Annotated in this window: 19 protein-coding genes; 18 read left to right on the top strand and 1 reads right to left on the bottom strand. The window is 72.2% G+C overall.

Features of this window, described 5'->3' with window-relative positions:
• Position 1: 1 nt before the first annotated feature.
• Positions 2–973, bottom strand: coding sequence for a DUF4331 family protein (locus tag ACF08N_RS05990; RefSeq protein WP_392323366.1), 972 nt, complete (start codon positions 971–973; stop codon positions 2–4).
• Positions 974–1,326: 353 nt separating this feature from the next.
• Between ACF08N_RS05990 and ACF08N_RS05995 the strand changes: the two genes are divergently transcribed.
• From ACF08N_RS05995 to ACF08N_RS06080, 18 genes are all read left to right on the top strand, one after another.
• On the top strand, positions 1,327–2,805 hold the full coding sequence (locus tag ACF08N_RS05995) for an ABC transporter substrate-binding protein (protein ID WP_392323367.1): 1,479 nt from the start codon (positions 1,327–1,329) through the stop codon (positions 2,803–2,805).
• On the top strand, positions 2,802–4,532 hold the full coding sequence (locus ACF08N_RS06000) for an ABC transporter permease subunit (protein WP_392323368.1): 1,731 nt from the start codon (positions 2,802–2,804) through the stop codon (positions 4,530–4,532). The genes ACF08N_RS05995 and ACF08N_RS06000 overlap by 4 nt, the downstream gene beginning before the upstream one ends.
• The gene (locus ACF08N_RS06005; RefSeq protein ID WP_392323369.1) at positions 4,522–5,460 is read left to right on the top strand and encodes an ABC transporter ATP-binding protein; all 939 of its coding nucleotides are present in this window, start codon (positions 4,522–4,524) and stop codon (positions 5,458–5,460) included. Before ACF08N_RS06000 ends, ACF08N_RS06005 begins: the two co-directional genes overlap by 11 nt.
• Entirely contained in the window at positions 5,457–6,140 is a 684-nt protein-coding gene (locus tag ACF08N_RS06010) for an ATP-binding cassette domain-containing protein (protein WP_392323370.1), read from the top strand. The genes ACF08N_RS06005 and ACF08N_RS06010 overlap by 4 nt, the downstream gene beginning before the upstream one ends.
• Positions 6,137–7,348: an MFS transporter gene (locus ACF08N_RS06015; RefSeq protein WP_392323371.1), complete on the top strand. Its 1,212-nt coding sequence runs from the start codon at positions 6,137–6,139 to the stop codon at positions 7,346–7,348. Before ACF08N_RS06010 ends, ACF08N_RS06015 begins: the two co-directional genes overlap by 4 nt.
• Positions 7,349–7,433: 85 nt before the next feature.
• Positions 7,434–8,090, top strand: coding sequence for a GntR family transcriptional regulator (locus ACF08N_RS06020; RefSeq protein ID WP_392323372.1), 657 nt, complete (start codon positions 7,434–7,436; stop codon positions 8,088–8,090).
• 53 nt (positions 8,091–8,143) lie between these two features.
• A complete protein-coding gene (locus ACF08N_RS06025; RefSeq protein WP_392323373.1) occupies positions 8,144–9,046 on the top strand; it encodes a dihydrodipicolinate synthase family protein in 903 nt (300 codons plus the stop codon).
• On the top strand, positions 9,034–10,767 hold the full coding sequence (gene araD / locus ACF08N_RS06030; RefSeq protein WP_392323374.1) for an L-arabinonate dehydratase: 1,734 nt from the start codon (positions 9,034–9,036) through the stop codon (positions 10,765–10,767). Before ACF08N_RS06025 ends, araD begins: the two co-directional genes overlap by 13 nt.
• Positions 10,768–10,873: 106 nt before the next feature.
• Positions 10,874–11,812 carry a carbohydrate ABC transporter permease gene (locus ACF08N_RS06035; RefSeq protein ID WP_392323375.1) on the top strand — a complete coding sequence of 313 codons (939 nt, stop codon included), beginning with the start codon at positions 10,874–10,876 and terminating at the stop codon, positions 11,810–11,812.
• Positions 11,809–12,717 (top strand): carbohydrate ABC transporter permease, encoded by a 909-nt coding sequence (locus ACF08N_RS06040; protein WP_392323376.1) that lies wholly within the window; start codon positions 11,809–11,811, stop codon positions 12,715–12,717. The genes ACF08N_RS06035 and ACF08N_RS06040 overlap by 4 nt, the downstream gene beginning before the upstream one ends.
• Positions 12,714–14,084, top strand: a complete 1,371-nt coding sequence (locus ACF08N_RS06045) for a polysaccharide lyase family 1 protein (protein ID WP_392323377.1) — start codon at positions 12,714–12,716, stop codon at positions 14,082–14,084. The genes ACF08N_RS06040 and ACF08N_RS06045 overlap by 4 nt, the downstream gene beginning before the upstream one ends.
• Positions 14,081–15,286: a Gfo/Idh/MocA family protein gene (locus ACF08N_RS06050; protein WP_392323378.1), complete on the top strand. Its 1,206-nt coding sequence runs from the start codon at positions 14,081–14,083 to the stop codon at positions 15,284–15,286. Before ACF08N_RS06045 ends, ACF08N_RS06050 begins: the two co-directional genes overlap by 4 nt.
• Positions 15,283–16,122, top strand: a complete 840-nt coding sequence (locus ACF08N_RS06055) for a PmoA family protein (protein WP_392323379.1) — start codon at positions 15,283–15,285, stop codon at positions 16,120–16,122. Before ACF08N_RS06050 ends, ACF08N_RS06055 begins: the two co-directional genes overlap by 4 nt.
• Complete coding sequence (locus tag ACF08N_RS06060) at positions 16,119–17,639, top strand: family 43 glycosylhydrolase (protein WP_392323380.1); 1,521 nt, start codon at positions 16,119–16,121, stop codon at positions 17,637–17,639. Before ACF08N_RS06055 ends, ACF08N_RS06060 begins: the two co-directional genes overlap by 4 nt.
• A 31-nt stretch (positions 17,640–17,670) precedes the next feature.
• Positions 17,671–19,659, top strand: a complete 1,989-nt coding sequence (locus ACF08N_RS06065) for a pectinesterase family protein (RefSeq protein ID WP_392323381.1) — start codon at positions 17,671–17,673, stop codon at positions 19,657–19,659.
• A 32-nt stretch (positions 19,660–19,691) separates the two neighbouring features.
• A complete protein-coding gene (locus ACF08N_RS06070; RefSeq protein WP_392323382.1) occupies positions 19,692–21,035 on the top strand; it encodes an ABC transporter substrate-binding protein in 1,344 nt (447 codons plus the stop codon).
• A complete protein-coding gene (locus tag ACF08N_RS06075; protein ID WP_392323383.1) occupies positions 21,032–21,841 on the top strand; it encodes a rhamnogalacturonan acetylesterase in 810 nt (269 codons plus the stop codon). Before ACF08N_RS06070 ends, ACF08N_RS06075 begins: the two co-directional genes overlap by 4 nt.
• On the top strand, positions 21,838–23,109 hold the full coding sequence (locus tag ACF08N_RS06080) for a polysaccharide lyase family 1 protein (RefSeq protein WP_392323384.1): 1,272 nt from the start codon (positions 21,838–21,840) through the stop codon (positions 23,107–23,109). Before ACF08N_RS06075 ends, ACF08N_RS06080 begins: the two co-directional genes overlap by 4 nt.
• Positions 23,110–23,177 lie beyond the last annotated feature (68 nt).

A 23,177-nucleotide genomic window follows, 5' to 3' on the forward strand; every position in this document is an offset into this window, starting at 1 on the left:
TCTAGCCGGCCGCCGTGGCCGGGTGCGGAGTGCCGAGGTAGGGGAATTCCGGCAGCAGGTCGGTGTGCGGACCGATGTGGTCGCTGGTGATCCTCCCGCCGGAGATCATCGCGAGGCGTGCCGAGGTGACATCGTCGGTGAGGGCGCGGCCGTTGGGGTAGGCGGCGGGCCGGTCGCGGTCGAAGCGCAGCACGTCGGGCAGCACGGTGCGCAGCGCCAGCTCGGCGTCCAGGGGCTCGTAGCCGCCGGTGTGCCGCAGGACGGCGGTCCACGGTTCGCGGTACGTCTCCCAGTCCTCGGCGGGCTCGCCCTCGTTGTACGCGACCTTGGCGTCGTTGTCGGCGTTGAAGTACGCGGTCAGGGACGGATGGGCGCCCCGGTCCACGGACTGGAGCACGCCGTTCTGCCGCAGGCTCACCCGCGCCCACACGCCGACGACCGGGTCGGCGCTGAGCTGGGCGTCGGGCATTTCGAGGACGATGCCGAAGACGTTCTTGTCGGCTCCCCAGTCCACGCCCGTCCACCGGAAGTCCTGGACGATGCCGTCGAGGTCCGCGAAGAACGGGTCGCTGCGCAGGCCCGCGGAGAACAGGTACGGGCCCGCCTCGATCACGTAGGGCTCCGGACCGAACGCGACCGGGGCGTCGGTGAAGATCTCCTGTCCGGCCGCGTCGTGGGCTCGGGCCCGGTCGCCCGTGGCCCGGTACACGGTGGCGGTCTGCTGCCCGTCCCGGGGCTCCGAGAAGACGAAACTGAACGCCACGTCTGCCTGGTTGTCGCCGTCGGTGTCGACATTGACGCGGTAGACGGCGTCGGGGTGGAACGCCTGCCCGCCCGTGGGGGCGAGCGGGTTCACGTTCATGATCAGAACGGTGCGGTCGCCCGGCACCGTGAACGCGAAGAGGTCCGTCAGGTCCAGCCGGGCATCGCCCATGGGGGACCGCAGGTCCGGTCCGCTGAGGTGATGAGACATGACGGCCAGCCTCCACCCCGCGGTGTGCCCCGCGCGACGGCATCACGACGCGGCGCCCGAGGATCACTCCATTGGCCAGGTCCCGGTGCCGCGGTCCCTCCGGCGTTCGAGGCCGTCGGCGGCCGGGTCCCGTTCCCGGGCGCCGGCATGCGCGGGCTTTCCAAGTGGACGGAAAGGGAGGCGCGTTGATCGGTCCCGTCCCGTGCACACGGTCCGCCCCGGTGGAGGCGGGCGAGGACCGTTAACGAAAACGATTGTCATCGTGTTAAGGTCGGGGCCTCCCTCCGCATCGCGCCTCCCTGGGGTCTTCCTTGCATTCGATTGAACGTTCACGCATACGTCGCCGGAGACTGGTGCTCCCGACCGCCCTGGCCGCCTGCTCCGTACTCCTCGCCGGCTGCTTCGCCGGCAGCGGGTCCACCGGCGCGGGGTCCGGCGGCACCGGGGACGGCCGCGTGCGCGTCGCCATGATGCAGCCGCCGCGCTCCGGGCTCTCGCCGCTGTCCGACGACGCCTTCAAGCTGTCGCGCTGGTCCGCCGCCGAGACGCTGGTCAAGCTGGACAGGGACGGCGACGCCGAGCCCGCGCTGGCCACCTCGTGGAAGCAGTCCGGCAGGACCTGGACCTTCACCGTGCGCGAGGGCGTGACGTTCCATGACGGAACGGGCCTGACCGCGCAGTCCGTTGTCACGTCGTTGAAGGCGGCCGCGAACGCCTCGCCCAAGCCGCGCATCCTCGACGGCGTCACGCTCGACGTGAAGGCGCTCGGTCCGCGCACCGTCGCCGTCACCACCGCCACGGCCGACCCCCTCGTCCCGCAGCGGCTCAGCTCGCCGCAGCTGTCGATCCTCGCCGCCAAGGCGTACCGGGGCAAGGTGGTGAACCCCGTGGGCGCCGGCACCGGCCCGTTCGAACTCGTGAAGGTCAACGGCACGGCGTCGGCCACGCTCGACCGCTTCGACGACTACTGGGGCGGCAAGGCGCGAGCCGCCGGCATCGACGTGAGGTTCGTCCCGGACGGCACGGCACGCGCGGCCGCCCTGCGCAGTGGCGAGGCCGACATCGTCGAGGCGGTGCCGGTCTCCCAGGCCCAGCTGCTCGACGAGAAGCTGATCACCGAGGTGCCGATGCCGCGCACCAACACCCTCTACCTCAACACCCGTTCGGGCCCCTTCCAGGACGCGGCGCTCCGGGCGGCGGCGCGCGAGGCGATCGACGCCCAGGAGATCGTGCGGAGCGTCTACGAGGGACGCGCGGACGTCGCCTCGGGCCTGCTCGGTCCCGCCCTGCCCTGGGCCGCGAAGCTGCGCCAGGACGTCCGGCACAAGGCGGCGGGCGATCCGGACGGCGCCGAGATCACCATCGGCACCTTCACCGACCGCGCCGAGCTGCCCGAGGTCGCCCAGATCCTCCAACAGCAGCTCCAGGCCGCGGGATTCACGGTGAAGCTCGACGTGCGCGAGTACGCCAACATCGAACAGGACGCGTTGGCGGGCAGGTTCGACGCGTTCATCCTGTCCCGGGCCACCGTCCTCGACTCCGGCGACGCGGCGGCCTACCTCTACAGCGACTTCGCGAGCGAGGGGTCCTTCAACATCCCGCAGCTCGCCGACCCGGCCGTCGACAAGGCCCTGGCCGACGCCTCCGGGACCGCCGTCGGCGAGGCCCGGCGCAAGGCGATCATCGGCGCGGAGGCGGCCGTGCTCGCCACCGACGCGGCCGTCCCGATGCTGCACGAACGGGTCGTCCAGGGCGACGCGGCCGGTGTGACCGGCGCCGCGCACGACCCGCGCGAGCGCGAACTCGTCACCATCGACACGCACGTCAGGTGAGGGCCGCGCTCTCCCGGGCGGTGTGCCTGGCCGGCGTGCTCGCCGTCGTCGGACTGCTGCCCTGGCTGTCCGACCGGGACCCCGCGCTGAGCCTGCTGCGGGCGAGATCCGCCGAACAGGAGCCGACCCCCGAGGCGCTGGCCGCCATCCGCGCCGACCTCGGCCTCGACGCCGGGCCCCTCGGCCTGCTCGGCCGGTGGGCGGCCGGACTGCTGCGCGGCGATCTCGGCACCTCCTGGGTGTCGGGTACCGACGTGCTGCCGTCAGTGGTCGCCGGCCTGCAGGTGTCCCTGGCGCTGATGGGCGCTGCCCTGGCGGTCGCCCTCCTCGTGGCGGCGGCCCTCGTCGCGCCGGTCCTGATACGGGGCCGGGGGACCTCCGGCGCATCCGCCGCCGCGCTCACGGCCGTGCCCGAATTCCTGCTCTCCACCGTGCTGCTGATCGTGGCCGGGGTGTGGCTCGGCTGGCTGCCGACCTCCGGATGGGCCGGCCCCGCACACCTGGTCCTGCCCGCCCTCGCCCTCGGCCTTCCCGCCGGCGGGCTGCTCGGCCGCCTGGTCGCCGAGGCGCTGCCCGCCGTCCTCGACGAGCGCTGGGCGCACCTGTGGCGCGGCGCGGGCGTCGCCCGCGCACGGATCGCGGCCGCCGCGCTGCGGCGCGTCCTGCCGCCGCTGGCCGGGCAGTTCGGGATGGTCGCGGTCGGCCTGACCGGCGGGGCGGTCGCCGTGGAGACGATCTTCGCGATCCCGGGGCTCGGCCGCACCACCCTCGGTGCCGTCAAGTCCCAGGACGTGCCGCTGCTGCAGGGCTCGGTCCTCGCGCTGCTGACGCTCGGACTGCTGGCCGGCGCCGGGGCGTCGGCGCTGCGCAGGAGGCTGCTCGGTCCCGCGCTGCGGGATGCGGGCCTCAGCCTGCCGGCGCCCCGCCCCGTACGGGTGCCCGTACCGGTCCCCGCGGTACTGGGCCTCATCCTCGTCGGCGTGATCGGCTGGGGACTGCTGCGCGATCCGTACGCCGTCGACACCGCCGCACGGCTCGCCGCGCCGTCGGGGGCGCACCCGCTCGGCGCGGACGCACTCGGGCGCGACGTCCTGGCCCGGCTCGGACACGGCGCGGCGGCCACGGTCGGCATGGCGGCCGCCGTGAGCCTCCTCGGCCTGGTGACCGCCCTCGTCCTCGGCTTCCTGCCGCAGCTCGCCACCGGAGCGGCCGACATCGCCAACGCGCTGCCCCCGGTGATCGTCGGCGTGCTGGTCGCCGCCGTCCTCGGCCCCCGCGCCGACGGGGCCGCACTCGCCGTGGCCCTCGTGTCCTGGCCCGCGCTGACGGCCCACGCGGCGGCACTGGTCCAGGAGATACGGGCCTCCCGGTTCCTGTCGGCCCAGAAGGCCATCGGCGCGAGCCCGGCCTGGATCCTGACCCGGCACGTCCTGCCCTCGGTGGCCGTCCCGGTCGCCCGGCACGCCGTGCTGCGCCTGCCCGGTACCGCACTCGCTCTGGCGTCGCTCGGCTTCCTCGGACTCGGCGCCCAGCCGCCGTCCCCCGAGTGGGGGCTGCTCCTCGACGAGTCCGCCGACTACGTGGAGCGCGCACCGGTCGCGGCCCTGGCCCCGGCCGTCGCCCTGGCCCTCCTCGCCGCACTCGCCGTCACCCTGTCCGCGTACACCGGAACCCGGCACGCCGGACAGCCACACCTGCGAAAGAGGACGACGTCCGTTGCGGTCTGAACCCCTTCTCTCGGTACGCGATCTGCGCGTCGCCTTCGGCGGCGTCGAAGCCGTCCGCGGTGTCTCCTTCGACGTACGGCCCGGTGAGGTCCTCGCCCTCGTCGGCGAGTCCGGGGCCGGGAAGTCGCTGACGGCACGGACCGTGCTCGGCATGACGCCCCACGACGCGGCCGTCTCCGGCGGCGTGCTGCTGGGGGGCGAGCCCGTCACCGCGGCCCACTGGGGCCGGCGTGTCGCGTTCGTACCGCAGGACGCCCTGTCGGCCCTGTCTCCCGTGCACCGCGTCGGCACCCAACTGGAGCTGGCCGTACGCTCCGTGCAGGGCCTGCCCCGGCGAGAGGCGCGTGCCAGGGCCGAGGCGGCCCTGGAGCAGGTCGGCATCCCTGGCGCCCGGCGGGAGGCCTTCCCGCACGAGTTCTCCGGCGGGATGCGGCAACGCGCCGTCATCGCCATGGCCACGATCAACGAGCCGGATCTGCTCGTCGCCGACGAGCCGACCACCGCGCTCGACCCCCGCATGCGCGCCCAGGTCCTGAAGGTGCTGGCCGAGCGGCGCGAGGCGACGGGCGCGTCGCTCGTCCTGGTCACCCACGACCTCGACGCCGTGCGCGAGCACGCCGACCGGACGGCCGTGATGTACGCGGGGCGGCTCGTCGAGTACGGCCCCACCGACCGGATCCTGGACCGGCCCCGGTCCCCGTACACCGCCGCGCTCCTCGCCTCCGTCCCGGCGGCCGACCTGCCACGCAAGTCCCGGCTGCCCGCGGTGCCCGGCCGGCCGCCGGCGCCCGGTGCCCTCCCGCCCGGCTGCGCCTTCGCACCGCGCTGTGCGCACGCGACGTCCCGCTGCCGCACCGAACTTCCCCTGCCCCGCCCCCTGGACGGGCGCGAGGTCGCCTGCCATCACGACGTCCTGGAGCCCGTATGAGCCCGCAGCCGCCCCTGCTGGACGTCCGCGACCTGGTCGTCCGGTACGGCGCGACGACCGCCGTCGACGGGGTGTCGTTCTCCGTGGACGCCGGCGAGACCGTCGGGCTGATCGGCCCGTCGGGCTGCGGCAAGTCGTCGACCGCCGCGGCCGTGCTGCAACTGCGCCGCCCGGACAGCGGCCGGGTGCGGTTCGACGGCACCGACCTGACCACGCTCGGCGAGAAGGAGCTGCGGAAGGTCCGGCCCCGCATCCAGCCCGTGTTCCAGGACCCCTACGGCACCCTCAGCCCGCGCAGGCGCATCCGCGACCAGATCGCCGAACCCCTGCGCGTCCAGGGCCGCTGGTCCCGGACGACCGGCCCCGGCCGGGTGGAGGCGCTCCTCGGCATGGTCGGCCTCGACGCGTCCCACGGGGAGCGGCTCCCGCACGAGCTCTCCGGCGGTCAGTGCCAGCGCGCCGGGATCGCCCGCGCACTGGCGAGCGATCCCGCACTGCTCGTCCTCGACGAGCCCGTCTCCGCCCTCGACCCCTCCCTGCGTGCCGGGATCGTCAACCTCCTGCTCGACCTCCAGGAGGAACTCGGCCTCGGCTACCTGTTCATCTGCCACGACATGCCCGTCGTACGGCACTTCTGCGACCGTGTCCTGACCATGCACGACGGAAGGCTCACCGGGTGACCCCGCTCGCGCACCTGCTCGTCACCAGTCAGTTCGCCTTCAATGTGGGCTTCTTCGCCGTACTGCCCTACCTCGCCGACCACCTGGGAGGCACGCTGGGCCTCGGCGGCGCCCTGATCGGGCTCGTCCTGGGGCTGCGCACCTTCAGCCAGCAGGGCATGTTCGTGGTCGGCGGCGCGCTGACCGACCGCTACGGGGCCCGGCCCGTCGTCCTCACGGGGTGCGCGCTGCGGGTGGCCGGCTTCGTCTGGCTGGGCTACGCCGAGGCCGCCTGGTCGGTGACCGCCGCCGTGGTGCTGGTCGGCTTCGCCGCGGCGCTGTTCTCGCCCGCCGTGGAGAGCGAGATCGCCCGTGAGGCCGTACGGCTGGAGCAGGCGGGCGGCCCGGTGCGCACGCGGGTCCTCGCGAGGTTCTCGGCCGGCGGGCAGGCGGGTGCGCTGATCGGCCCCCTCGTCGGCACGCTCCTGCTCGGCGAGGGCTTCCGTGGTGCCTGCCTGGCCGGCGCCGCCGTCTTCACCGTCGTCCTGGCGGGCCACTGGCGGCTGATGCCCCGCGCCGAGGCCGCGACCGCGGGCGAACGCGTGGCGTTCCGCCCGATCGTGCGCAACCGCCGCTTCCTCGCGCTCGCCCTCGCCTACTCCGCCTACCTGATCGCCTACAACCAGCTCTACCTCGCGCTGCCCGCCGAACTCGACCGGGCCATGGGCTCGCAGAAGGCGCTCGGCTGGCTCTTCGCGCTCTCCTCCGCCCTGGTCGTCATCGGCCAGGTGCCACTGGAGCGCTGGGCGTCGGCGCGTCTGGGCCCGGCCGCGATGATCCGCTGCGGTCTGGCCCTGATCGCCCTCGCCTTCGCCGCGACCGGCGTCCTGCTGCCCGTGCGGGGGCCCTGGCCGGCCCTCGCCTTCGTCGTCCTGCTCACGCTCGGGCAGATGCTGGTGGTGCCCGCGGCCCGCGCGTGTGTCCCCGAACTGGTCGACGCGCGCCGCCTGGGCCTGTTCACCGGCGCGTTCTCCTCCGTCTCGGGGCTGGTCGTCCTCGCGGGCGGCGCACCGGCGGGCGCCCTCCTCGAACTCGGCGGCACGGCCCCCTGGCTGGCCCTGGGCATCGTCCCCGTGCTCGGTGTGCTGCTCGTCCCGCGCGTCGGCGGCATGCCGGGGGACCGCACTCCTGAGACGGCCTCAGAGAACCGGTTTTGTCAGAAGCGTTGACGAAACCCGGCGGCCCTCCTAGTTTCATCGCGTCGTACTTCGTACGTCATATATGAGACGTGATACGGGAGATCCGAGGGTACCCATGACCTCTGTGCCGACCCCGATCCCCTCCCGCACGCAGTTCGTGCTGGAGGCGATCAAACACCGCATCCTGACCGGGCGGTTGAGCCCGGGGCAGGCCCTGGTCGAGACCGAACTCGCGGAGCAGTTCGGGGTCTCCAAGACCCCCGTGCGCGAGGCGCTCAAGACCCTGGCCGGCACCGGGCTCGTCGTCATGAGCCAGTACAAGGGGGTCACAGTGCGCATGGTGGACGCGGACATGGCGCGCGAGGTGTACGACGTGCGGCTGCTGCTGGAGCCCGAGGCCCTGCGGCGCACCGTCCGGCGCGGCGCTTCCCTGGAGGCGGCGCGCGAGGCGCTGGAGCGTGCCGACACGGCCGCCGACCCGGCCGAACGCTCCCTCGCCAACCGGGAGTTCCACCGCGCCCTCTACCTGCCGTGCGGCAACCCGCTGCTCGGCCGGATGCTCGACGAGGTACGCGACCAGGCGGCGCTCGTCTCCACCGTCGCCTGGGCAGCCGACCCGTCCTGGCAGCGGGAGGCGGCCGAGCACCGGGAGATCCTCAGGCTCGCTCTCGACCGCGACGAGGAGGGAGCGGGCCGCGCCCTGCACGGCCACATCGCGTCGTTCGTGCAGCGCGCCTTCCCCGAGGGCGGCGAAGAGCCGCGACGCGGATGACCCGCGGCGCAGACCCCCGGGCCGACGAGGATCCACAAGGAAAGGGACGGCAGATGACGTACGCATCGCAGCGGGCCGCGCTCGCCGATGTCGTGGCGATACCGGTGACCCCGTTCACCGACGACGGCTCGATCGACCGGGCGGCACACCGCGCCCTGCTGCGCCGGATGCTCGACGCGGGTGTACACACCCTCACCCCCAACGGCAACACCGGCGAGTTCTACGCACTGTCCGCCGACGAGCGGCGGGCCGTGACCGAGCTGACCGCCGAGGAGGCGGGGGAGCGGGCCACGGTGCTCGTCGGTGTCGGGCACGACGTCCCGACCGCCGTGGCGGACGCCCGCCACGCCCAGGAGACCGGGGCGCAGATGGTGATGGTCCATCAGCCCGCACACCCCTACGTCTCCGACGCCGGCTGGGTCGACTACCACCGCGCGATCGCCGAGGCCGTCCCCGCACTGGGCGTCGTCCCCTACATCCGCAACGAGCGGCTTCCGGGCACCCGCCTCGCCGAACTCGCGGACACCTGCCCGAACGTCATCGGAGCGAAGTACGCCGTGCCGGACGCGGCGCGGTTCGCCGGCTTCGCGCGCGACGCGGGCCTGGACCGGTTCGTGTGGGTCGCGGGCCTCGCCGAGCCCTACGCCCCGGCCTACTTCTCGGCCGGAGCCACCGGCTTCACCTCGGGCCTCGTGAACGTCGCCCCGGCGCTGTCCCTCGACATGCTCGAAGCCCTGCGGTCCGGCGACTACCCGGGCGCGATGAAGGTGTGGGAGGAGATCCGCCGCTTCGAGGAACTGCGGGCCGCGGGCGCGTCGGCCAACAACGTCACGGTCGTCAAGGAGGCCCTCGCCGCGCTCGGCCTGTGCCGGCGCGACGTACGCCCCCCGAGCAAGCCGCTGCCCGAGTCCGAGCGCGCCGAGGTCGCGGACATCGCCGCGAGGTGGTGCCCGTGACCCGCGAGGCGCACGAACTGCGCAGCCACCAGTGGTACGGCCAGGACGGGCTGCGCTCCTTCAGCCACCGGGCCCGGACCCGGCAGCTCGGCTATCTGCCCGAGGAGCACCTCGGCAAGCCGGTCATCGCCGTCCTGAACACCTGGAGCGACATCAACCCCTGTCACGTCCATCTGCGCGACCGCGCCCAGGCGGTCAAGCGCGGAGTGTGGCAGGCGGGCGGCTTCCCGCTCGAATTCCCCGTCGCCACGCTCTCCGAGACGTTCCAGAAGCCGACGCCGATGCTCTACCGCAACCTGCTGGCGATGGAGACCGAGGAACTGCTGCGGTCCTATCCGGTGGACGGCGCCGTCCTGCTCGGCGGCTGCGACAAGTCGACGCCCGCCCTGCTCATGGGCGCCGCGTCCGCCGACCTGCCGACCGTGTTCGTGCCCGCCGGGCCGATGCTGCCCGGCCACTGGCGGGGCGAGGTGCTCGGCTCCGGGACCGACATGTGGAAGTACTGGGACGACCGGCGCGCCGGACTGATCGGCGACTGCGAGATGACCGAACTGGAGAGCGGCCTGGCCCGCTCGCCCGGGCACTGCATGACCATGGGCACGGCATCGACGCTCACCGCCGCCGCCGAGGCGCTCGGCACGACCCTGCCCGGAGCGTCCTCGATACCCGCCGTCGACTCCGGGCACGACCGGATGGCGGCCGCGTCGGGACTGCGCATCGTCGAACTCGTCCACCAGGACCGCAGGCTCTCGCGGATCCTGACCCGCGACGCCTTCGAGGACGCGGTCACCACCGTCCTCGCCCTCGGCGGCTCCACCAACGCCGTCATCCACCTGATCGCGATGGCCGGGCGCGCCGGAGTGCGGCTCACCCTCGACGACTTCGACGGGATCGCCCGCACCGTCCCGGTGCTCGCCAACGTCAGGCCCGGCGGTGAGAGATACCTCATGGAGGACTTCCACTTCGCCGGCGGCCTGCCGGGACTGCTGTCCCGCATCCCGGACCTGCTCCACCTGGAGCGGCCCACCGTCGCGCACGACACCCTGCGCGAGCAGCTCGCGGGGGCCCGCGTCCACAACGACGAGGTGATCCGCCCCCGCGACAAGCCGGTGGCGCCCGAGGGGGGACTCGCCGTACTGCGCGGCAACCTGTGCCCGGACGGCGCCGTCGTCAAGCACATCACCGCCGACCCGCGGCTGCTCCGGCACACCGGACCCGCCGTCGTCTTCGACGACTACCGGACGATGCAGCGCACGATCGACGACCCTGCGCTCGGCATCACGCCCGACCACGTGCTGGTGCTGCGCGGCGCGGGCCCCAAGGGCGGACCCGGAATGCCCGAGTATGGCATGTTGCCGATCCCCGCGTACCTGCTGAAGCAGGGAGTGCGGGACATGGTGCGCATCTCCGACGCCCGCATGAGCGGCACGTCCTACGGCACCTGCGTCCTGCACATCGCGCCCGAGTCGCACGTCGGCGGCCCGCTCGCCCTCGTACGGACGGGGGACCACGTCACGCTGGACGTCGCGGCGCGCAGCCTGCGGCTGGAGGTGTCCGACGAGGAGCTGGAGCGCCGACGGGCCGCGTGGACGCCACCGCCGGAGCGCTTCGAGCGCGGCTACGGGGCGCTGTACAACGAACAGATCACCCAGGCCGACACCGGCTGCGACTTCGCCTTCCTGGCCAGGCCGGGCAAGGTCCCGGATCCGTACGCGGGCTGACGCCGCGCCATTCCCCGTATCCCCGCACCCGCTTATGTCCGAGATGTCGAACGTCGATCGGAAAGCGCTTCACCCGCACGTCCTCACACCCAGAACGGAGACAGTCATGGCCCACGCCGCAGCCGTGGCGAAGCCGCCGCCGGAACGCACACCCCGGCGCCGCACCGGGGCGGCCCCGCGCCGGCTCCCCTACCTGCTGATCGCGCCGGCCGGACTGCTGATGCTGGGCTTCATCGCCTACCCGGTCCTCAGCGTCTTCTACTACAGCCTCCAGCACTACAACCCGACCAAGCCGTGGCGGAACGGCTTCGCGGGCCTCGACAACTTCGTCACCGCCTTCACGGCCGACCCCGAGTTCTGGCGGACCCTCGGCTTCAGCCTCCAGTGGGTCGCCGTCGAGGTGGTCCTGCAGCTGCTGTTCGGCCTCGTGCTCGCGCTGCTCGTCAACCAGACCTTCGCCGGCCGCGCGCTGGCCCGCGCCCTGGTCTTCTCGCCGTGGGCCGTCTCCGGCGTGCTCACCTCGACGATCTGGCTGCTGATCTTCAACTCCCAGACCGGCATCACCCGTTACCTCGCCGACCTCGGCATCGGCTCGTACGGCACGTCCTGGCTCTCCGACACCGCCACCGTCTTCCCGGCGGTCGTCACCGCCGAACTGTGGCGCGGCGTCCCCTTCTTCGCGATCCTCATCCTCGCCGACCTCCAGTCCGTGTCCAAGGACCTGTACGAGGCGGCGGAGGTCGACGGTGCCAGCCGCCTCCGGCAGTTCTTCCACATCACCCTGCCGCACCTGAAGGACGCGATCATCCTGTCCACGCTGCTGCGCGCGGTCTGGGAGTTCAACAACGTCGACCTGCTCTACACCCTCACCGGCGGCGGTCCCGCGGGCGAGACGACGACCCTGCCGCTGCGGATCGCGTCGATCGCCGTCGACTCCCACGACTTCGGGTACGCCTCCGCGCTGACCTCCATCGCCTTCGTGATCCTTCTCTTCTGCTCGATCGTCTACCTGCGCGTGAGCAAGTTCGGGGGCCAGGACAAATGATCACCAAGGAAGCTCCCGAGGCGGCAACCGTCACTACTGTCCCCGCCGCGGCGCCCGCCGGCGACGGAACAGCACCCAAGCGGCGGCGGCGCGCCTGGGACGAGGCGCCGCGTTGGCAGATCTACCTCCCGCTCGGGCTCTACCTCCTCTTCACCCTCGTCCCCTTCTACTGGATGCTGCTCTTCGCGATACGACCCGCGGGCTCCAGCTCGCTCCTGCCGTGGCCGCTCACCTTCGAGCACTTCGAGAAGGTGTGGACCGAGCGCAGCTTCGGTCTGTTCTTCCAGAACAGCCTCGTCGTGGGCCTCGTCTCCATGGTGATGACGACGGTCGTCGCACTCGCCGGCGGCTACGCGCTCGCCCGCTTCGACTTCAGGATCAAGCGGGGCTTCATGCTGGCGCTGCTGTGCTCGCAGTTCATCCCCGGCGCACTGATGCTCGTGCCGCTCTTCCAGATCTTCGCCAACCTGCGGATGATCAACTCGCTCGGCAGTGTCATCATCGCCGAGACCGTCTTCCAACTGCCGCTGTCGATGATCCTGATCAGCGGCTTCATCAAGAACGTGCCGTACTCCCTGGAGGAGGCCGCCTGGGTCGACGGCTGCGGACGCCTGCAAGCCTTCCGCGCCGTCGTCCTGCCGCTGCTGCGACCCGGGCTGATCGCCGTCGGCTCCTTCGCGTTCGTGCACAGCTGGAACCACTTCCTGTTCGCCCTGATGTTCCTCAGCAACCAGGACAAGCAGACGATCCCCGTGGGCCTGGCCACCCTGATGAGCGCGGACAGCGTCGACCTGGGCGCGCTGGCCGCGGGCGGTGTCGTCGCCGCCCTTCCCGTCGTGATCGTGTTCGCCTTCATCCAGAAGTGGCTGATCACCGGGTTCAGTGCCGGGGCGGTGAAGGGATGAGGCGCGCACCGGCAACAACACCGAGAGCGGTCCGACTCGCCCTCGCCCTGGCCCTGTTCGCGGGCCTCGCCGCACCGGGCGCCCGCGCCGCGGAGCCCGCCGCCGGGGCCGGTGCGGCCGAGGCCACCGCCGGGCGCGATCCGGGGCGCGACCTCGGGCGCGAGACCCTGGCGGCGGACGACGGGTGGGCAGCCGCGGAGGGAGGGACCACCGGCGGCGCTGCGGCCGACGAGGCCCACGTCTTCACCGTGCGCAGCCGCGGCGAACTCGTCCGCGCCCTCGACGCGGGCGGAGACACCCCGAAGATCATCCGCATCGCCGGCACGATCGACGCCAACACGGACGACCGGGGACGCCCCCTGGACTGCTCCGACTACGCCACCGACGGCTACGACCTGACGGCATACCTGGCCGCCTACGACCCCCGCACCTGGGGCGGCGCCAAGCCGTCCGGCCCCCAGGAGGAGGCGCGCCGCGCCTCGGCCGCCCGGCAGGCCGAACGCGTGGAGATCGCGGTCGGCTCGAACACCACCCTCGTCGGGCTCGGCGAGAACGCCGTCCTCACCGGCGCGTCGCTGCGCGTCGACGGCGCCGACAACGTGATCGTCCGCAATCTCCACCTGCGGGACGCCTACGACTGCTTCCCGGTCTGGCAGCCCAACCAAGGCGGGCTCAGCGACTGGAAGACGGCGTACGACAACCTGTGGCTGCGCGGGGCAACCCACGTGTGGATCGACCACGTCACGGTCTCGGACCGGGGGCACCCGGACGACCGGGAGCCCACCCTCTTCGGCCGCAACTACCTGCGCCACGACGGGCTGCTGGACATCACCAACGGCTCCGACCTGATCACCGTCTCCTGGAGCAGGTTCGCCGACCACGACAAGGCGATGCTCATCGGCAACAGCGACTCGGCGACCGGCGACCGGGGCAGACTGCGCGTCACCCTGCACCACAACGCCTTCGAGAACGTCGTGCAGCGCGCCCCACGCGTCCGCTTCGGACAGGTCCACGTCTACAACAACCGCTACGTCGTGCCCGAGAACGCCCACGACTACCGCTACTCCTGGGGCATCTCCACCGAGTCGGCCGTCTACGCGGAGAACAACGCCTTCACCACGCCCGGCCATATCGAGGCCGCCGACCTCGTGAAGAGCTGGAACGGAAGCACCCTGCACCAGACCGGCACCCTCTTCAACGGCTACCCGGTCGACCTGCTGACCATCCACAACGCCTACAACTCCGGCAGCGAACGCGACCTCACCGCCGACGTCGGCTGGACCCCCGCCCTGCACGGACGCGTCGACAGCGCCCAGCGGGCGGACCACGACGTCGCACGCGGCGCGGGCGCCGGGAGGATCCGATGACCACGCCGAACACCCCGCTCCCCGTCGTCCTCGCGGGCGCCCGCGGCCACGGCCGCCGGCACCTGGAGAACATCCGCCGCCTCCAGCTCCTGGGCCTGGCCAGACTCGTCGGGATCTGCGAACTCTTTCCCCTAACCGAGGAGGAGCTCGACGGATTCGGACCCGTCGCGCAGTCCGCGGACTTCGCCGGACTGCTCGACTCCACCGGCGCCGCCCTCGCCGTCATCAGCACGCCCATTCCCACGCACACCGACCTGGCGGTCGACGCTGCCGAGCGGGGCGTGCACCTGCTCCTGGAGAAGCCGCCCGCCCCCTCGTACGGGGAGTTCCGGCGGATGGCCGACGCAGTCGCATCGGCCGGAACGGCCTGCCAGATCGGCTTCCAGTCACTCGGCTCGCACGCGATACCCGCCATCCGCGAACTCATCGCCGACCACGTGATCGGCGAGGTCACCGGCGTCGGCGCCGCCGGTGCGTGGGCGCGCGACGAGGCGTACTACCGCCGCGCCCCCTGGGCGGGCCACCGGCGCCTGGACGGGGCCGACGTCGTCGACGGCGTCCTGACCAATCCCCTGGCCCACGCCGTCGCCACCGCGCTCGCCCTCGCCGGAACCACCAGGGACGAGGACGTCGCCGCGGTGCACACCGAATTGTTCCGCGCGAACGCCGTCGAGTCCGACGACACCTCGTGCGTGCGCATCGACACCGCGGACGGCCGCCGCGTCACCGTCGCGGCGACACTCTGCGCCGAACAGCCCGGGGAACCGTACGTCGTCGTGCACGGCAGCAAGGGACGCATCACCTTCTGGTACAAGCAGGACCGCGTCCGCGTGCACCACGCGGACCACGGACCGCAGGAAGCCCGGTACGGACGCACCGACCTCCTCGACAACCTCGTCGAGCACCTCGCGGGCCGCGCCGAACTCCTGGTGCCGCCCAGGGAGACGGGCGCGTTCATGCGCGTAGTCGAGGCGATCCGGCTCGCGCCCGACCCGGTCGAGCTGCCTCCCGGAGCCTGGTACACCGCGCCCGGCGAGAGCACCGGCCGGCGCGTCGTCCACGGCATCGACGCCCTGGTGGCCTGTGCCGCCGACACCCTCGGGCTCTACTCCGAACTGGGCGCCGACTGGGCCGTCCGCGCACCCGCGAAGCGCCCTCGTCCCACCCGCAACGACCGCCCCGATGAGGTGAGGACGTCATGAACCGCTCCCTCGTCCTGCGCTGCGCCGGCCGACCCGTCGGCCGGTACGCGCTGCACCCCGAGACGGCCCGGAGCCGCTCTCCGCGCCCCTGCCTCCACCCCGTCAGCACCCTCGCCGGAACCACCGTCACCGAACTCGCCCCGAAGGACCACCTGCACCACCTGGGCGTCGGCGTGGCCGTACCCGATGTGGCGGGCCACAACTTCTGGGGCGGCAGGACCTTCGTGCGCGGACAGGGCCCCACGGACCTCGACAACCACGGCACACAACAGCACCAGGGATTCCGGCTGTGCGACCCGGACGGATTCGTGCAGGAGCTCAGCTGGGTCGCCGGCGGATCCGAAGTGCTGCGGGAACACCGCACGGTCGCGGCCACCGAACTCAACGGCAGCGCCTGGGCGCTGGACTTCACCTTCTCGCTCACCAACACCACGGGAGCCGAGGTGACCATCGGCAGCCCCGCCACCAACGGCCGCCCCGGCGCCGCGTACGGCGGATTCTTCTGGCGCGCCCCCAAGGAGCGGGAGACCCCCACCGTCTTCACCGCCGACCGGGAGGGCGAGGCGGCCGTCCACGCGTCGCACGCGGACTGGCTGGCCCTCGCCGGCGACGGCTGGACGCTGGTGTTCGCCGGCGCCACGGCACGGACCCGCCGCGACCCGTGGTTCGTGCGCGCCGCCGAGTACCCCGGCGTCGGATCCTCGCTCGCCTCCACCGCACGGCTGCCGATCGCCGCGGGCGGCAACATCGTGCGCCGCGTCGTCACGGTCGTCGCGGACGGCCGCCTGGACCGGGACGAGGCCGCGGCCCTGGTGCGCAAGGCGGTGACGGCGTGATCGGCGCAGACCTCGGCGACGGGACGTACCGCAACCCGGTTCTGGCCGCCGACTGGTCCGACCCCGACGTGGTGTGCGTCGGCGACGACTTCTACCTCACCGCGTCCAGCTTCGGCCGCGCCCCCGGACTGCCGCTGCTGCACTCGCGCGACCTGGTCAACTGGACGCTGATCGGGCACGCCCTGAACCGGCTCGAGCCCGAGGAGGCGTTCACGGCACCCCGTCACGACTGCGGTGTGTGGGCGCCCTCCATCCGCCACCACGACGGCCGGTTCTGGATCTTCTGGGGCGACCCCGACCACGGTGTCCACCAGATCAACGCCCCCGACATCCGCGGCCCCTGGAGCCGACCCCACCTCCTCAAGGCCGGCAAGGGGCTCATCGACGCCTGCCCGCTGTGGGACGAGGAGACCGGCGAGGCGTACCTGGTGCACGCCTGGGCCAAGTCGCGTTCCGGGGTGAAGAACCGGCTCACCGGCCACCGGATGAGTCCCGACGGACGGCACCTGCTCGACGAGGGCCGGGTCCTCGTCGACGGCGACCGCATCCCCGGATGGTTCACCCTCGAAGGCCCCAAGCTCTACCGCCACGACGGGTGGTTCTGGATCCTCGCCCCGGCCGGGGGAGTGGAGACCGGCTGGCAGGGAGCCCTGCGGGCACGGGACTTCTTCGGTCCCTACGAGGAGCGCGTCGTCCTCGCTCAGGGCGGCACGGACGTCAACGGACCCCATCAGGGCGGCTGGGTGCGCACCCGGCGCGGCGAGGACTGGTTCCTGCACTTCCAGCAGCGCGGCGCGTACGGGAGGGTCGTGCACCTTCAGCCGATGTGCTGGAGCGACGACGGCTGGCCGGTGCTCGGCGACGAGGGCGAGCCCGTCCTCGTCCACCCCAAGCCCGACCTGCCCGCGCAGCCGGTGTCGGCCCCGGCCACCGACGACGACTTCCCCGGCGGCCGCCACGGCCGCCAGTGGCAGTGGACCGCCAACCCGCAGGCGGGCTGGACGACATCGCACCACGCGGACGGGCTGCGCCTGACCTGTGTCCGCACGCACACCGCGCAAGACCTGCGGCGGATGCCCCACGTGCTGACCCAGCGGCTGCCCGCCACCTCCTTCACCGCGGAGGTGGACCTGTCCCTGGCCGGTGCGGAGCCGGGAGCGAAGGCCGGTTTCGCCGTGCTCGGCGACGCGTACAGCTGGATCGGCCTCGAGCGCGGCCACGACGGCACCGCATGGCTGGTGCACCGGTTCGCCGAGACGACCGCCGAGGAGGAGCGGGACGCCGCCCATCCGAGACCGGCGCCGCTCGGCACCGCCCGGCTGCGGATCGAGGTCGGTGCCGGGGCACGCTGCCGCTTCCACGCGGACACCGGCGACGGGTTCCGGCCCTCGGGGCAGCCGTTCGCCGCGACCCCGTGGCGCTGGGTCGGCGCCCTGCTCGGCCTGTTCGCCTCCGCTCCGGCAGGCCGGCCGGACGCCGGCACAGCGCTGTTCACCCGGTTCCGCACCACCCGCTGAACCGATCCCTTCCCTGTCCGAGGAGTCCGCAATGACGTATCTCCGAAGCAAACGCCCGCGCGCCCGTGGTCTCGCCTGGCTCGCCGCCCTGGCGGCCGCGGCCGGGCTGATGACGCCGGGTCCGTCGCAGGCCGCCACGGCCGGGGAACCGGCCGTCGCCGCGACCGCCGCACCACCCGGCAAGGCGGCCGACACCCCGCACGGCTTCGCCTCGCTCGCGGGCGGGACCACAGGTGGCGCGGGCGGCAAGGTCGTCACCGTCACCGACCAGGCGTCGCTCGCCGCGTACGCGGCGGCCGAGGACCCCTACATCATCAGGGTCAAGGGCGCGATCGCCGTCGCACCCTTCGGCTCCGAGATCGAGGTCGCCTCCGACAAGACCATCATCGGCGTCGGCACATCGGGCGAGATCGTCCACGGCGAGCTGCACCTGGCCCCCGGCACGAGCAACGTCATCATCCGCAACCTCACCCTCCGCGACTCGTACGTCGAGGGCGACTGGGACGGCAAGACCCAGGACTTCGACGGCATCCAGATGGACGGCGCCGACCACGTGTGGATCGACCACAACCGGTTCACGCACATGGGCGACGGGCTGCTCGACATCCGCAAGGACAGCCAGTACATCACCGTCTCCCACAACCGTTTCGACCACCACAACAAGGCGTTCGGGATCGGCTGGACCGACAACGTCACCACGCAGATCACCATCGACCACAACTGGTTCAGCGGAACCAAACAACGCAACCCGTCGGCCGACAACGTCGCCTACGCCCACCTCTACAACAACTACCTGTCGGCGCAGGTGGACGACGGCGACCCGGTCTGGTCGTACGGCAACTGGGCACGCGGCCGGACCCGGATGGTCATCGAGAACAGCTTCTACGAGGACGTCCAGCACCCCTACCAGGCCGATGCCACCGCGGAACTGGTGCAGCGCGGCTCGATCACGAAGAACACGACCGGGCGGCACGACACCTGGGGCGACGCGTTCGAACCGCGTGACTTCTACGCCTATGAACCGGACCCGGCCGCGGCCGTCCCGGCGCTGGTGCGGAGGTTCTCCGGACCGCAGCGGACCATCGGCACCGACACCGTGCTGAACGTGCCCCGCGACTACCCGACCGTGCAGGCCGCGGTGAACGCCGTGCCCGACGGCAACGACGGCACCGTCACCCTGGCCGTCGCCCCGGGGACCTACCGCGAGCAGGTGCGCGTCCCGGCCACCAAGCCGCACCTCGTCCTGCGCGGCACCGGCACCGACCGCGCGCAGACGGTGATCGTGCACAACACACCCGCCGCGTACGGCGGTTCGAGCGGCAGCGCCACCGTGCTCATCGCCGCGAGCGATGTCACCGCCCGCAACCTCACCTTCGTCAACGACTTCGACGAGGCCGCCCACGAGCTGAACGGCGAGCAGGCCCTCGCCATGAAGACCACCGGCGACCGGATCGTCTTCGAGAACGCCGCCTTCAAGGGCAACCAGGACACCCTGATGACCGACAGCCCCAAGCTGACCACCGTCAGCCGCGTCTACATACGCGACGCGTACATCGAGGGCGACGTCGACTTCCTCTACGGACGCGCCACCACCGTCGTCGAGCGCTCCGTGATCCGCGCGCTCAGCCGCGGATCCGCCACCAACAACGGCTACATCACCGCCGCATCGACCTGGAAGGGCAACCCGTACGGCTTTCTGATCACCGGGTCCCGGATCGTCAGCGACGCGCCCGCGAACTCCTTCCACCTCGGGCGGCCCTGGCACCCGGGCGGCGAACCCGATGCCATCGCCCAGGTGCTGATCCGGGACACCGAGCTGCCGGCGGCCGTCAAGGCGTCCCCCTGGACCGACATGGGCGGCTTCTCCTGGAAGGACGCGCGCTTCGCCGAATACCGCAACCACGGCCCTGGCGCGACCGTCACCGCGGACCGGCCGCAGATGAGCGACGCCGACGCCGCACGGCACACCGTCGCCCACTACCTCACCGGTACGGACGGCTGGGCGCCGTACCGCCACTGACCCCGTCGAGATCCACACGAAGAGAGCCGACCATGATCAGCATCCGCAGCAGCAGAGCGCGGCGCACGACCGCCGCCCTCGCCCTCACCACCGCGCTCGTCCTGTCCGCCGCAGCCTGCGGGGACGACGGCAGCGGCGCCGCCGGGGACAAGGGCGGTGAGGGCTCCGGCAAGGGCGAGATCACCTTCTGGGACAACAACGGAGGCGTCCGTACCGAGGTCTGGAAGGAGATCATCAAGGACTTCGAGACGGCGCACCCCGACATCACCGTGAAGTACGTCGGCATCCCCGCCGCCGGCGTCCAGTCCAAGTACGACACAGCCATCCAGGGCGGCGGCCTGCCGGACGTGGGCGGTGTCGGCGCGGCGATGCTCGCCGGGATCGCCGCCCAGAACGCCCTGGAGCCGCTCGACGGCCGTATCGAGGACAGCGCGCTCAAGGGCAAGTTGAACGCCGCCATGGTCGACAGCGTCCGGTCCGCGGGAGGCGGCGACCGGATGTACACCGTGCCGACGTCCGCCAGCAACGGCGTGCTGTACTACCGCACCGACCTGTTCGAGGCCGCCGGCCTGGCCGCGCCCACCACCTGGGACACGTTCTACGAGGCGGCCCAGAAGCTCACCGACAAGGGCGCCAACAAGTTCGGCTACACCATCCGCGGGGGAGAGGGCTCCATCGCGCAGGCCCTGGACGCGATGTACGGCCAGTCCGGCATCACCTCCTTCTGGGACGGTGACCGGACCACCGTCAACGACCCCAAGAACGTCGCGGCGCTGGAGAAGTACACCGCGCTCTACAACACGGCCACACCGTCCGCCGACGTCAACAACGACTTCAAGAAGATGAACGCCCAGTGGGACAGCGGCCAGATCGGCATGCTCAGTCACAACCTGGGCTCCTACACCGACCACGTGAAGGCACTCGGCGAGGACAAGTTCCGCGGCCTGCCGCAGCCGACGTCCGCCGACGGCACCCGGGTGCAGGTGTCCAACCCCGTCGACGGCCTCGGCCTCTTCAAGTCGAGCAAGAACAAGGCCGCCGCGTGGAAGTTCATCGAGTTCGCCGCCTCCCACGAGGCGAACAGCAAGTGGAACGAATCGGCGGGCGCCATCCCCGCCAACACCGACGCGGCGAAGGACGAGTGGCTGAACAGGGCGGAGCCCACCAAGCTCGCCGCGGCGGCCCTGAACGACGGCTCGATCAAGATCGTGCAGCTGCCGTACTACCTGCCCGACTGGAACACCATCAGCAAGGCCGACAACGAACCGAACTACCAGAAGGTGCTGCTCGGCAAGATGTCCGCCGAGGACTTCCTCGACACCCTCGCCGAGCAGCTCAACGCGGCGCAGGCCGAGTGGAAGCAGCAGAACGGATGACAGCCACGCGCCGGCACGTGGTCGCGGCCCTCGCGGGGCTCCCCCTCGCGGTGGCCGCGGCCCCGGCCGCCCTCGCCCGCTCCGAACACGCCGACAGGACCATGCGCACACTCCACATCGCCGGTGACTCCACCGCCGCCCAGAAGTACGCCGACGCCGCTCCGGAGACCGGATGGGGCATGGCCCTCCCGTTCTTCCTGCACAAGGACCTCACCGTCGCCAACCATGCGGTCAACGGCCGCAGTTCGAAGAGCTTCATCGACGAGGGACGCCTCACTCCCGTGCTGGAGGTGCTGCGGCCCGGCGACTTCCTTCTCGTCCAGTTCGGGCACAACGACGCCAAGAAGGACGACCCCGCCCGCTGGACCGAACCGTGGACGACGTACCAGGACCACCTGCGGCAGTACGTCGACGGTGCCAGGGCCCGCGGGGCACGGCCGCTGCTCGCCACGTCCGTCGAACGCAGACGCTTCGACGCACAGGGCAACGCCCTGCCCAGCCACGGCGACTACCCGGCGGCCATGCGCGCCCTCGCGGCCGAGGAAGAGGTCGCGCTGCTCGACATCCAGGAGCTGTCGCTCGCGCTCTGGCACAAGCTCGGCGCCGAGGAGACCAAGCGCTACTTCAACTGGACGGACACCGAGCAGGACAACACCCACTTCAACCCGCCCGGCGCGATCGCCGTGGCCCGCCTGGTGGCGTCGGAGCTCGTGCGGCGGCGGGTGCTGGAGCCGCGGGACGTACGCCGCCTGGACGACGAGATACCCGACTCCTGGATCACCTGGCCGGAAGGAGCACGACCATGAGGACCTCCCGTATCCCCCTCGTCGCGCTGGCGGCCTGCACCGCCCTCGCCCTCACCGGCGCCCCCGCACATGCGCGGCCGGCCGGCGACGTCCTGCCCCCGAACGACGGCTGGGCCTCCGCCGATGGCGGGACGACCGGCGGCGCCGGGGCCGACGCCGCGCACACCCACACCGTCTCCACCTGGGAGCAGTTCAGGGCCGCGCTCGACCACGGCGGCGACACACCGAAGATCATCCGGGTCAGAGGCACCCTCGACGCCACCGCCTCCGGCTGCGCCGCCTTCGAGGCCGACGGCTACGACTTCGAGCGGTACCTCGCCGACTTCGACCCCGCCGTCTGGGGCCGCGAGCGGCCGGTTAGCGGCCCGCAGGAGGACCTGCGGGCGGCATCGGCCGGCCGGCAGGGCGCGGCGATCAAGGCGTACGTCCCGGCCAACACCACCATCGTGGGGATCGGCCGGAACGCCGGGATCACCGGCGGCAGCCTGCAGATCAAGGACGTCGACAATGTCGTCGTCCGCAACCTGACGGTCGAGAGCCCCCTCGACTGCTTCCCGCAGTGGGATCCGACCGACGGCGAGCGGGGCGCCTGGAACTCCGAGTACGACAGCATGGTCGTCCACGGCGCCACCCACGTGTGGATCGACCACAACACGTTCACCGACGGCCGCCACCCCGACAGCTCGCTGCCCAGGTACTACGGCGAGCTGTACCAGCAGCACGACGGCGAACTGGACATCGTGCGCGGTGCCGACCTCGTCACCGCCTCCTGGAACGTCTTCGCCGACCACGACAAGACCCTGATGATCGGCAACAGCGACAGCGCGGGCGCCACCGACCGGGGCAGGCTGCGCGTCACCCTGCACCACAACCTGTTCCGCGACGTCGTCGAACGCGCCCCCCGGGTCCGCTTCGGCCGCGTCGACGCGTACAACAACCACTTCGTGATCCCGCGCAGCGGCTACGTGTACAGCTTCGGCATCGGCATGGAGTCCCGGCTCGTCGCCGAGAGGAACGCCTTCACCCTGCCCGCGGGCGTGAGCGCCGCGAAGATCCTCAAGAAGTGGAAGGAGGCACCGCTCACGGCCGCCGGCAACCGCGTCAACGGCCGCGAGGTCGACCTGATCGCCGTCCACAACGCGGAGATGCCCGAGGAACACCTGGCGTCGGGCGCGGGCTGGACGCCCGTCCTGCGCACCAGGGTCGACGACCCGCGGGCGGTGCCCGGCATCGTCGGCAGCCGCGCGGGCGCGGGGAAGCTGCGCTGACGCCCCGCCGGAGTCCCGCCGGCCCGACCGGCAACGTCTGCGCGGGCAGCGGCGACTGACGTACGGAA

Source organism: Streptomyces sp. NPDC015127, assembly GCF_043080095.1.
Taxonomy (GTDB): domain Bacteria; phylum Actinomycetota; class Actinomycetes; order Streptomycetales; family Streptomycetaceae; genus Streptomyces.